Raw genomic sequence first — 11,690 nt, forward strand, 5'->3', positions numbered from 1 at the left:
CGAAATGCGCGCGCGGCGGACCTTCCGGAAGCCGTTCCAGGATGTCCTCGGCGATCCTGCGCACCTTGATGTTCCGGTGGCTGGACGCCTTGGCAAGGATCGAGAAGGCCTCATGGTACGAGCACCTGTTCTGCGCCATGATCACGCCGCAGGCAACGTTGATGGACGTGCGGCTGTCCAGGGCGGAGCGCAGGTCTGAGGCCATGGAGCGGGCCGTGTGCAGGTCGATGGCCATCTGCAGGCTCTTGGCTGCCAGGCCGGCGAAAGCGCGGGCTTCGGCGATGACCTGGAGCGGGAACGCCTTCGCGTCCTGGGCAAAAAACGCCAGTGCTGCGGGAGTTTCCTGTGCCCCGGCGTCATCGTTGCCGGCACTGCTGTTCACCAGCAGCCGCACGCCCAGCACGCTGCCGAATCCGGCCAGCTGGAGTTGGTTGCAGTAGTGCGGCCAGCGGAAGTCCCCGTTGCGCTGGAGCACGGCCACGGGCTGGCCGCCGGTCAGCACCTCGCACACCGGTCCTTCCGCCGCCTGGTGCTCCCATTCCAGCAGTTTCACCACGTCGTCGGAGGTGCCGGTGATGGCGGGTGCCCTTTTGGGCTGGTGCACCACCACGCCGCACTCGATGCGGAGCCCTGCCGTCCGGACCACCGACTGTGCGGAGGCGGTCACCAGCCGGTTGAGGGAATCTGCCAACGATTCCGTGCCCGTGACCAGATCCAGCAGGAGGCCCGGGTTTCCGTTGTCCTGGGGCTTGGCGTCCCGGGATCCTTTGTCCGGGTGAGGGGCCATTCCGACGGCAGGAGCCGGGCGGGCGGTGTGGGTCCTCGGAGGAACAAGAGGGCCGGCGACGGCTGGGGGAGAGGCCTTGGTCTCAAAGGCCTCCTCGTCGCCGGCCCCGCTCATTACCCGTGTCCGTCGGACCGGGAAGCCTGAGCTTATATGTCGTGCATGCATTGCCAGTCTCACACCCCCTCGTGAGCAAGTACCGCGAGCCAGAACACGTCTTGTCTCTGAGATGAACTTAGTTGGGCGGCCGCGGACGGTGAACGCGTAGGAGGTACTCGTTTTTGAGATTAGGTACTACTTGGTTTTGGGTGCCCATTACTTGCTTTCGGTGTTGCCGCAGGTGGGCGGCTCGGACCACTCAGCCGGGAAATTAATCCCGCCCTTCCGATTCGCGTCACCCGACCGCTTGACTCGCGGAGCACGAGCACCAACAATTATTTCTATAACGTTGTAAATCAGAAGTGAGGATGTTTCGTGACCACAGCAGAACCAGCCGCGGCGAAAATCACCATGGATCCCGCCTTCGCGGTGGGACCGGTCCGGCGGCGCACTTTCGGTGCCTTTGTGGAGCACCTGGGACGCTGTGTGTACACCGGCATTTTTGAGCCGGAGCATCCGAAGGCGGACAGCGACGGGTTCCGGAAGGACGTCCTGGAACTGACCCGGGAACTGGGAATTTCCACCGTGCGCTACCCCGGCGGAAACTTCGTGTCCGGCTACCGCTGGGAAGACGGCGTGGGCCCGGCGGAGAAGCGCCCCGTGCGACTGGACCTTGCCTGGCACTCAAGCGACCCCAACTTGGTGGGCGTTGACGAGTTCGCCAAGTGGTCAGCCAAGGCCGGCATCGAAACCATGATGGCCGTGAACCTCGGCACACGCGGCACCCAGGAGGCGCTGGACCTGCTGGAGTACTGCAACATCGACGGCGGGACGGCCCTGTCCGACCAGCGCAGGGCCAACGGTGCGGAGAACGGCTATGGCATCAGAATGTGGTGCCTGGGCAACGAGATGGACGGGCCCTGGCAGATCGGGCACAAGAGCGCGCAGGAATACGGCCGGCTGGCGGCAGACACCGCGCGTGGCATGCGGATGCTCGACCCGGACCTCGAACTCGTGGCCTGCGGCAGCTCCGGTCCCACCATGAACACGTTCGGGGAATGGGAACGGGTGGTGCTCACGGAGACCTATGAGCTGGTGGACTTCATCTCAGCGCACCAGTACTTCGAGGACTTCGGCGACCTGCAGGAATTCCTCTCCGCCGGCCACCGGATGCAGGCGTTCATCCATGACATCGTGAGCCACATCGACCATGTGAAGTCGGTGAAGAAGTCCACCAGGCAGGTGAACATCTCCTTCGACGAGTGGAACGTCTGGCACATGAGCCGGGACGCATCGAAGCCTCCCACCGGTAAGGACTGGCCCGTGGCCCCCGTCCTGCTCGAGGACACGTACACGGTGGCGGACGCCGTCGTCGTGGGTGACCTGCTGATCACGCTGCTCCGCAACACGGACCGTGTCCACTCCGCCAGCCTGGCGCAGCTGGTGAACGTCATCGCGCCCATCATGACCGAGCCTGGCGGGCGCGCCTGGAAGCAGACCACCTTCCATCCCTTCGCACTGACTTCCCGGCATGCCTCCGGCACCGTGCTGCAGCTCGCCGTCGAGTCCCCGCTGCTGAGCGGCGGCAAGACCGCAGACTTCGCCGCGGTCTCCGCCGTCGCCACCTATGACGCGGAGAAGGGCGAGGCAGTGGTGTTCGCCGTCAACCGCTCGGTGACGGACGCGCTGCGCCTGGACGCCGTGGTGTCCGGGCTGGGCCCGGTGCGCGTTGTGGAGGCCGTCACCTACACGAACAAGGACCCGTACTGGCAGGCCACCGCTGATGATTCCACCTCCGTGCTTCCCACGGAGAATGTCACGGCAAAAGCCGACGGAGGCCGCCTCACCGCCGAGTTGCCCGCTGTGTCCTGGTCCATGATCCGGCTGGCCGTGAGCGGGTAGCCTGCCTGGCAGGACGAAGCCCGGCGGGGTGCCCTATGCAACAATGCGGCACCCCGCTGACGCCCCTGCCAACCTCTGGGAGGATGGACCGCATGGAACTGCACATCACGGGCGACCCCGCCGCGGACAAACTCTTGAGCGAGGACGACTTCGCCCTGCTGACCGGCATGCTGCTGGACCAGCAGGTGACCATGGAATCCGCGTTTGCCGGGCCCGAAAAGATCAAGACCCGGATCGGGTCCATGAAACCCGAAGCCATCGCCGCCCACGATCCGCAGGCCTTCGTGGAAATGTTCAAGGAACGGCCGGCCGTCCACCGTTTCCCCGGTTCCATGGCCGCACGGGTGCAGGCGCTCGCCGAGGCAGTGCAGAGTGAGTGGGACGGCGACGCCGCCGCGATCTGGACCAAGGGCGGCCCGGATGGTGCGGAAGTGCTCCGACGGCTGAAGGCCCTGCCGGGGTTCGGTGAGCAGAAGGCAAAGATCTTCCTTGCCCTGCTGGGTAAGCAGCGCGGACTTCAGGCGCCGGGCTGGCGTGAGGCCGCCGGGCACTACGGCGAGGAGGGTGCCTACCTGTCCGTCGCGGACATCGTGGATCCCGAATCCCTGGTCAAGGTGCGCGCCAGCAAGCAGGCCGCCAAGGCGGCGGCGAAAGCGGCGAAGGCCAAGGACTGACCCGCCCGCGGACCGCCGTCGGGGGAAAGGCCCCGAAGCCGGGGACTCCCTTGTGACGGGCGGTTCCCGTGCGGAGGCCTTTCTCTGCAACGATGTATCCCGGAAACCGGCGGAACCACACGAAGGAGCCAGACATGGCGGTCACCATGAACGACGTAGCGAGGGCGGCGGGTGTGTCGCTCAAGACGGTCTCCAACGTCCTGAATGACTACGAGTTCATCCGCCCTGCCACCAAGCAGCGGGTCCAGGACGCCATCGCAGAGCTGGGCTACGAAGCGAACCTCACCGCACGGAGCCTGCGGTCCGGAAAAACCTCCATGCTCGGCCTGGTCCTGTCCGATCTCTCCGCGCCCTACTACGCCGAGCTTGCATCCAAACTGATGAAGGCGGCCGCGCAGCGCGGGTACCGCGTCCTGGTGGAACAGTCCGACGCCGAAGGCAGCGTGGAATTGAATGCCCTGCAGGGGCCGTTCCGGCAGCTCACCGACGGCCTGCTGTTCACCCCGCTGGCCATCGACGCCGATGCCGTCGCCGCCCGGGTGGGAAAGAAGCCCCTGGTGATGCTCGGTGAACACATCGTTGATCCGCGCTTTGACCTGGTCACCATGAAGAACCGGGAAGCTGCGGCTGCCATCACCACCCACCTGCTAAGCAGCGGCCGCCGCCGCATTGCCGTGATCGGCGCCCATCCCGGGGAGTCAACAGGCAGTGCCGGGCTGCGGCTCAACGGTTACCGGACGGCGCTGGAGGAGGCGGGGGTCCCGTTTGATCCGGCCCTGGTGGCACCGGCAGTGTGGCGCCGCGACAACGGGGCAACCGCCCTGGCAGGGCTGCTGGACGCCGGCGTCCGCTTCGACGCCGTGTTCGGCCTCAACGACGTGCTGGCGCTCGGCGCCCTGCACGAGCTGCAGATCCGCGGAGTCAGGGTTCCGCAGGACGTTGCCGTGGCAGGCTTCGACGACATCGATGAAGCCCGGTTTGCCTCGCCCTCCCTCACCACTGTTTCCCCGGGCATGGATGAAATTGCCGAACGCTCCATCGGCCTGCTCCTGGACAGGATCGCAGGGAACGAGACCGCCGCCACGGGCGTGCACGTGGAGGCCGGCTTCCAGCTGAAAATCCGCGAATCCGCACCCTAGGATCCATCCTGCAGGTTTCGCCGGCGCCACAGGCGGGTACGGATTTGGCACCGGTTCAACAAGGGAAAGGTGCCTCCATGATTGCTCTTCTTGTCATCGACATGCAGAACGCGTACTTCGAAGCACCGGAGCTGGCGGCCCGGCAGGAGCAGCTGGTCGCCTCCTGCAACAGGCTGGTGGAGGGGTTCACGTCCAGCGGCCACAAGGCATTGCTGGTGGGCACGGAGCACGAGCGGGACAAGTCCACCTGGACGCTGAACATGCTTGACGACGACCAGGGCTTCATCTTCCGCGGCAGCAAGCAGGCCGAGGCTGTTCCCGGCCTGGCGAAGGATGGCCTGCCCCAGTTGAACAAGACCCGTGACAGCGCCTTTGTGGGGACCAACCTGCTGTCCCGGCTGCGGAACTGGGGCGCGGACGAGGTGGTGCTGGCAGGCGTCTCCACCCACAACTGCATCGCCCAGACCGGGGCAGATGCCTTCGCCCACAACATCCGGGTCACCTATGCCGAGGATGCCATGGCCTCGGAAGACAACCAGGACGCAAAGGACATGCTGCGCATCCTCTCCACCAGTTACCGCCAGCCGGTCCAGTCCACCGACGAGATCCTCGCCCGCCTCAGTGAGGCAAAGTAGGCCGCTGGTGGGGAAGGGCACGTAGAGCCCCGGATTACACTCCCGAAACGTCGCCGAAACGTTCGGCACCTACTGTGGGTCCCACGCCGTCCGCAGGCCGTTGAAGGGGACCCTCATGCATCTGATGCCACGTGAGCAGGAAAAGCTCATGATCGTGGTGGCCGCCGACCTCGCCCGCCGGCGCCAGGCCCGCGGCCTCAAGCTCAACTACCCCGAGGCTGTGGCCATCATCAGCTACGAGCTGATCGAAGGCGCCCGGGACGGCCGCACCGTGGCTGACCTGATGAGCTACGGCACCACGCTGCTGGCCCGTGACGACGTGATGGAGGGCGTGCCCGAGATGATCCACGACGTCCAGATCGAGGCAACCTTTCCGGACGGCACCAAGCTCGTCACCGTCCACGATCCCATCCGCTAAAGGGGCAGGCCATGATTCCAGGGGAGTACATTCTTCGGCCCGAGCCCGTGACGGCCAACGCCGGACGCGATGCGATCGAAGTCGCGGTCACCAACACCGGCGACCGGCCCGTGCAGGTGGGGTCCCATTTCCATTTCGCCGAGGCGAACGCCGCCCTCACCTTCGACCGGGACGCCGCCTACGGCCGCCGGCTGGACATTCCCGCCGGAACTGCCGCCCGGTTTGAACCGGGGGACTCCCGGACTGTCCGGCTCATCGAACTGGCCGGCACCCGGGAAGTGTACGGACTCAGCAACGCCGTCAACGGCCCGCTGACAGACGCGAAGGCGGGAAACAAATGAGCTTCGACATTCCCCGGCGGCAGTACGCCGACCTGTACGGCCCAACGACAGGCGACAAAGTCCGCCTGGCCGACACCGAACTGTTCCTCGAGATCGAGAAAGACCTCACCGTGTACGGCGAGGAAGTGGTGTTCGGCGGCGGCAAGGTGATCCGGGACGGCATGGGCCAAAACGGCCAGGCCACGAGGGATGGCGCTGGTTTGGACGAAGACGTCCCGGACACCGTCATCACCAATGCCGTGATCCTCGACTACACCGGCATCTACAAGGCCGACGTGGCTATCAGGGACGGCCATATCTTCAGGATCGGCAAGGCCGGCAACCCGCAGATCACCGACGGCGTGGACATCGTCATCGGCGCCAGCACCGAAATCATCGCGGGGGAGCGGAAGATCCTCACCGCCGGCGGCGTGGATACGCACATCCACTTCATCTCCCCGGACCAGGTGCCCACCGCACTGACCAGCGGCATCACCACCATGATCGGCGGCGGCACCGGCCCTGCCGAAGGCACCAAGGCCACCACCGTCACGCCCGGAAAGTGGCACATCCAGCGGATGCTGCAGGCGGCGGAGGGGCTCCCCGTCAATATCGGCCTGTTCGGTAAGGGCCACGCGTCCGCCGTCGAACCCCTCGCCGAGCAGATCCGTGCCGGTGCCATCGGGCTCAAGGTCCACGAGGACTGGGGCTCAACGCACTCATCCATCGACACCTCCCTGAAAGTGGCCGACGAATACGACGTCCAGGTGGCCATCCACACCGACACCCTCAATGAGTGCGGCTTCGTGGAGGACACCATCCGCGCGATCGACGGCCGGGTCATCCACACGTTCCACACCGAGGGCGCCGGCGGCGGGCACGCCCCGGACATCATCAAAATCGCCGGGATGCCCAATGTCCTGCCCGCCTCCACCAACCCCACGCTGCCTTACACCCGCAACACCATCGAAGAGCACCTGGACATGCTGATGGTCTGCCACCACCTCAACCCGGACATCCCGGAGGACGTGGCCTTCGCCGACTCCCGGATCCGGGCCGAGACCATCGCCGCCGAAGACGTCCTGCAGGACCTGGGCATCTTCTCCATCACCTCCTCCGACTCGCAGGCCATGGGCCGCGTGGGCGAGGTGATCACCCGCACCTGGCAGGTGGCGGACAAGATGAAGAAGCAGCGGGGTGTGCTGGAAGACCCCCGGGGGGACAGCGCTGCCGGGCTCCACGGTTCGGCGGGCAGCGATAACTTCCGCCTTAAGCGCTACGTGGCCAAGTACACGATCAACCCGGCCATCGCGCAGGGCATCGCGGACTCCATCGGCTCCGTGGAGGAAGGGAAGTTTGCCGACCTTGTCGTCTGGGATCCCGCGTTCTTCGGCGTCAAACCGGAGCTCGTGATCAAGGGCGGGCAGATCGCCTACGCGCTCATGGGCGACGCAAACGCCTCCATCCCCACACCGCAGCCCCGGACCATGCGGCCGATGTTCGGCGCGTACGGGAACGCCGTGCAGCAATCGTCCATCACGTTCCTGTCCCAGGCGGCCATCGACGCCGGGGTCCCCGAAGAGCTGGGGCTCGGGAAGGTCATCCGGCCCGTTTCCGGGATCCGTACCCTCACGAAAGCGGACCTGAAATACAACGACGCCACGCCGGACATCCAGGTGGACCCGGAAACCTACCAGGTAACGGTCGACGGCGAGGACGTCACCTGCGAGCCGTCCGACGTCCTCCCCATGGCCCAGCGCTACTTCCTCTTCTAGATTTCCGGAGCCCACATGATCATCGACAAAGTCCTCGGCAACCTCCATGAACTGCCCGCGACCGACCTCGCCGCCTACGCCGGCCTGCACCAGGAAAAAGTGGTGCTGCCCAGCGCCCAGCTGGTCAAACGGATCCAGCGCGCGACGACGGACCACGGCAAGGAAATCGGCATCCGGCTGCCGTCCGGCTCCGGCGACCTCCGCGACGGCGACATCCTGCACGTCGAGGACTCCAACATGATCGTTGTGTCCGTGCTGCCCACCGACGTCCTGGTCATCGCACCCCGGTCCATCCACGAAATGGGCGTCGTGGCCCACTCCCTCGGCAACCGGCACCTCCAGGCCCAGTTCTTCGACTCGTCGTCCGAGTATGAAGCCGACGTCATGGTGTGCGCCTACGACCACACCGTCGAGGACTACCTTCGCCACGCCGCCGTGCCCTACTCCCGGCAGGAACGCGTCATGCCTGTTCCTTTCCGCCATGCTGAACACTCGCACTAATTTCTCGCCTTCGGCGACCGGGTGCGCCTTGGGGGCTTCGGCGGGAGATAGGGGCCGTGCCCGCTTCGCGGTGCCCACCACGCCGCGGCCCCTATCTCCCGCCTCCGCCGATTCGAAAGGTCACCTTTCGTCGAGGTGGGTGACATGACTTACCAGTTAGCCTTGCAGCAGCTCACTGACTCTGCGCTTCCTACTGGGGCCTTTGCGCACTCTCTTGGCTTTGAGACGTACATCGATGCCGGTGTGGTTCGTGATGAGGCTGGTTTTGGTGAATGGTTGTCTGCCTTTATCTCGCAGTCGCTTTCTTACTCTGATGGGCTTGCCATTCGGTTCTTGTATGAGGGCGTGGACCTGGAGGAGTTGGATGCTCTTTTGTCTGCTTCGCTGTTGCCTCGGCAGGTTCGGGAGGCTTCCGTGAAGATGGGGCTCCGGTTGCTCGAGATTGGGGGCGAGGTGTTTCCTTCGGATGAGCTGGCGCTGTACCGGGACCTGGTGAGTGGTGGCCTTGCCGTGGGGCATCAGCCGCTGGCGTTCGCCGTCGTCGCCCGTTCACTCGGCGTGCCGCTTCCGGAGGCGCTCGCCTCATACCTTTTCGCCACCGTCACGTCGCTTACCCAGAACGCCGTCCGGGCCATCCCGCTCGGCCAGAACGCAGGACAGCGGCTCCTGCGGCAAGCGGCCGACGACGTTGCTGCTGCCGTCGAACGGATTGCCCACCTCACGCCGGACGACTTCGGCGCCGTGACGCCCGGACTGGAAATTTCGCAAATGCGGCACGAACGCCAACGTGCCCGGATGTTCATGAGCTGACTGTGCTTGTGATTCAAAGGAGGACACATGTCTGAACCCATCAAGATCGGTATCGGCGGACCCGTCGGCGCAGGCAAGACCCAGCTCGTGGAGCGCCTCACCCGCCACATGAGCGGCGAAATCTCCATGGCCGCCATCACCAACGACATCTACACCATCGAAGACGCCAAAATCCTCGCCGCCAATGGCATCCTCCCCGTGGACCGGATCATCGGCGTCGAAACCGGCGGCTGCCCGCACACCGCCATTCGCGAAGACACCTCCATGAACACCGCCGCCATCGAGGAACTCAAAGCCCGCCATCCCGACCTGCAGGTGATCTTCGTCGAATCCGGCGGCGACAACCTCTCCGCCACCTTCAGCCCCGAACTCGTCGACTTCTCCATTTACATCATCGATGTGGCCCAGGGCGAGAAAATCCCACGCAAAGCGGGCCAGGGCATGATCAAGTCCGACCTCTTCATCATCAACAAAACCGACCTCGCACCCCACGTCGGCGCAGATTTGAACGTAATGGAGCGGGATTCGCGGGAATTCAGGGGCGACAAACCATTTTGCTTCACTAACCTCAAAACAGACGAAGGACTCGACGCCGTCATCGAATGGGTTCGGCGCGACGTCCTGATGCTCGACCTGGCCCAATGAGCACCCCAGCGGCGGCAGCGACGGGCGCTTCACCGGGGATAAGGGGCCGTGCCCGCTTCGCGGTGCCCGCCACGCCGCGGCCCCCTATCCCCGGCTCCGCTTCAGCTGTCATGTCACCTCGTGGGCGGCTTGAGCTTGGCATCAGTTTGCGGGGAGGTAGGTCGATTGCCTCGCGCCAGTTCCATGAGGGCGCTCTTCGTGTACTGCGGCCGCACTATCTGGACGACTCGGGGCAGGTTTGCTACGTCGTGGTGAATCCTGGCGGCGCTTATCTTGGCGCTGATCTTTTTGTGCTCGATGTGGAAGTCGAATCAGGTGCTGATCTCTTGTTGACCACCCAGTCCGCCACGAAGGTTTACCGGACTCCCGGGTCTTTTGCTGAGCAGCGGATGACTGTCCGGCTGGGGGAGGGGGCACGGTTGGAGCTGATGCCGGACCAGCTCATCGCCTACCGGGAGGCCAGCTACCGGCAGAACTCGTCCTTTACCCTGCGGCCGTCGTCGTCGCTGGTCATGGCCGAAGTGGTAACCCCCGGCTGGTCGCCGGACGGGGCCGCCTTCCGTTACGAGGAAGTCCGGCTGCGCAACGAGATCCGGGTGGAACCCCACGGCGACGGCGGGACGTCTGAACTCCTGGCACTGGACAACCTGCTGATCCGGCCGCCGTCGGGCGATGTCACCGGGCTCGGGTTCATGGAGGGCTACAGCCATCTGGGATCGCTGGTGGTGGTGGACGCCCGCGTGGACCAGGTGCTCGCCGACGAACTGCACCTGATCACCGCCGGATTCGATGCGTTGACCGGCATTTCTCTGACCCGCGCCGTCGCGGGTACTTCCGGCCTGGTGCTCCGTGCCCTGTCCAACGGCACCGGGGAACTGAACCTCCTTCTTTCGGCCTGCGCCAACCTCCTGCGGGAACGCTGGCACGGGCAGGGACCGCTGAACCTGAGGAAGCACTGATGACGGCCATCACGGACATCGCCGCCTACTACCGGCAGCGGGAAGCACTGCCGGTTCGGACGCGCCTGATGTTCACCTTTGGTGCGGTGGCCGCGCTGCATGCGGCCGCCGTCGTACTCCTGCTCGCAGGGAACGCCGGTGCGGCCGGTGCCCACGCGCTCACGTGGGGCCTGATCCTGACCGCCTACCTGGCCGGCGTGAAGCACAGCTACGACTGGGACCACCTGGCCGCGATCGATAATTCGACGCGGAAGTTCGTGGCGCAGCGGCAGGACCCTGTCAGCGTCGGCTTTGCCTTCAGCCTGGGGCACAGCTCCGTGGTGACCCTGGCCGGGGTGCTGGTGGTCGCCGGCGCCGGCGTTGTGGGCGGGTTCATGCAGGACGGGTCCGCCGGGAACCTGGTGCTCGGGTTGATCGGGAGCGGCGTGTCCGGGCTGTTCCTGCTGGCGATGGGCCTGTTCAACGGGTCGGCGTTCGCCAGGTCGGCGCGGGCCTACCGCCGGGCCCGCAGCGGCGCGGCAATCAGTCCGGCGGACCTCGAACAGCAGGGGCTCGTGGCCCGGCTGCTGGCCAGGCCCCTGTCCAGGGTGCGGCGGCCACGAAACATCTACGTGATCGGCTTCCTGTTCGGGCTGGGCTTCGACACCGCCACCACCATCGGGCTGCTGATGATGACGACGGCGGCGTCCCTGGCCGGGGTGCCGCCCTTCGCCCTGCTTGCGCTGCCGCTGGCGTTCGCTGCCGCGATGACCCTGTGCGATTCGGTCAATGGCATGGCGATGATGCGGATGTACCGCTCCGCCCTGGACCACCCGCAGCGCACGCTCGGTTTCAATGCCTTGGTGACGGGCCTTTCCGCCGTGTCGGCGCTCTTCATCGCAGCCATCACCCTCGGCGGGTTCGCCCATGCCGCCTTTGGGCTGGATGACCCGGTCACCGCCTGGCTGGGCGATATCGACCTGGGCGAGGCAGGGCTCTTGCTGGTTGCGGCCTTCCTTGCCGTTTGGGGCGGGGCGGTCCTGCGGGGCG

The 11,690-nt window shown here is 65.6% G+C and carries 13 protein-coding genes; 12 read left to right on the forward strand and 1 reads right to left on the reverse strand.

Going from position 1 to position 11,690, the window contains the following annotated elements; translation table 11 throughout:
- Nucleotides 1–901: ANTAR domain-containing protein (locus P2Q66_RS08350; RefSeq protein WP_275727160.1), on the reverse strand; the 901-nt coding region annotated here is incomplete at its 3' end.
- Between the two features lie 357 nt (nucleotides 902–1,258).
- Here P2Q66_RS08350 and P2Q66_RS08355 point away from each other — a divergent pair.
- The 12 genes from P2Q66_RS08355 to P2Q66_RS08410 all read left to right on the forward strand — a co-directional run.
- Entirely contained in the window at nucleotides 1,259–2,785 is a 1,527-nt protein-coding gene (locus P2Q66_RS08355; RefSeq protein WP_275727163.1) for an alpha-N-arabinofuranosidase, read from the forward strand.
- An 83-nt stretch (nucleotides 2,786–2,868) separates the two neighbouring features.
- Nucleotides 2,869–3,459, forward strand: coding sequence for an HhH-GPD-type base excision DNA repair protein (locus tag P2Q66_RS08360; protein WP_275727164.1), 591 nt, complete (start codon nucleotides 2,869–2,871; stop codon nucleotides 3,457–3,459).
- A gap of 134 nt (nucleotides 3,460–3,593) precedes the next feature.
- The gene (locus tag P2Q66_RS08365; RefSeq protein WP_275727166.1) at nucleotides 3,594–4,598 is read left to right on the forward strand and encodes a LacI family DNA-binding transcriptional regulator; all 1,005 of its coding nucleotides are present in this window, start codon (nucleotides 3,594–3,596) and stop codon (nucleotides 4,596–4,598) included.
- 77 nt (nucleotides 4,599–4,675) lie between these two features.
- Nucleotides 4,676–5,233, forward strand: a complete 558-nt coding sequence (locus tag P2Q66_RS08370) for an isochorismatase family cysteine hydrolase (protein WP_079596783.1) — start codon at nucleotides 4,676–4,678, stop codon at nucleotides 5,231–5,233.
- 115 nt (nucleotides 5,234–5,348) lie between these two features.
- Nucleotides 5,349–5,651, forward strand: coding sequence for an urease subunit gamma (locus tag P2Q66_RS08375; RefSeq protein WP_079596782.1), 303 nt, complete (start codon nucleotides 5,349–5,351; stop codon nucleotides 5,649–5,651).
- 11 nt (nucleotides 5,652–5,662) lie between these two features.
- Nucleotides 5,663–5,992, forward strand: coding sequence for an urease subunit beta (locus tag P2Q66_RS08380; protein ID WP_275727171.1), 330 nt, complete (start codon nucleotides 5,663–5,665; stop codon nucleotides 5,990–5,992).
- Nucleotides 5,989–7,746 (forward strand): urease subunit alpha, encoded by a 1,758-nt coding sequence (gene ureC / locus P2Q66_RS08385; RefSeq protein ID WP_275727174.1) that lies wholly within the window; start codon nucleotides 5,989–5,991, stop codon nucleotides 7,744–7,746. Before P2Q66_RS08380 ends, ureC begins: the two co-directional genes overlap by 4 nt.
- A 15-nt stretch (nucleotides 7,747–7,761) precedes the next feature.
- Nucleotides 7,762–8,247, forward strand: coding sequence for an urease accessory protein UreE (gene ureE / locus P2Q66_RS08390; RefSeq protein ID WP_275727177.1), 486 nt, complete (start codon nucleotides 7,762–7,764; stop codon nucleotides 8,245–8,247).
- Between the two features lie 144 nt (nucleotides 8,248–8,391).
- Nucleotides 8,392–9,057, forward strand: a complete 666-nt coding sequence (locus P2Q66_RS08395; protein WP_275727184.1) for an urease accessory protein UreF — start codon at nucleotides 8,392–8,394, stop codon at nucleotides 9,055–9,057.
- Nucleotides 9,058–9,084: 27 nt separating this feature from the next.
- Nucleotides 9,085–9,702 (forward strand): urease accessory protein UreG, encoded by a 618-nt coding sequence (gene ureG, locus P2Q66_RS08400; RefSeq protein ID WP_275727181.1) that lies wholly within the window; start codon nucleotides 9,085–9,087, stop codon nucleotides 9,700–9,702.
- Nucleotides 9,703–9,812: 110 nt separating this feature from the next.
- Nucleotides 9,813–10,661: an urease accessory protein UreD gene (locus P2Q66_RS08405; RefSeq protein WP_275727185.1), complete on the forward strand. Its 849-nt coding sequence runs from the start codon at nucleotides 9,813–9,815 to the stop codon at nucleotides 10,659–10,661.
- On the forward strand, nucleotides 10,661–11,690 hold a 1,030-nt coding region (locus P2Q66_RS08410), incomplete at its 3' end, for a nickel transporter (RefSeq protein WP_275727183.1). The genes P2Q66_RS08405 and P2Q66_RS08410, both read left to right, overlap by 1 nt.

Source organism: Arthrobacter sp. Cr_A7 (assembly GCF_029222765.1).
In the GTDB taxonomy this organism is placed as follows: domain Bacteria; phylum Actinomycetota; class Actinomycetes; order Actinomycetales; family Micrococcaceae; genus Arthrobacter.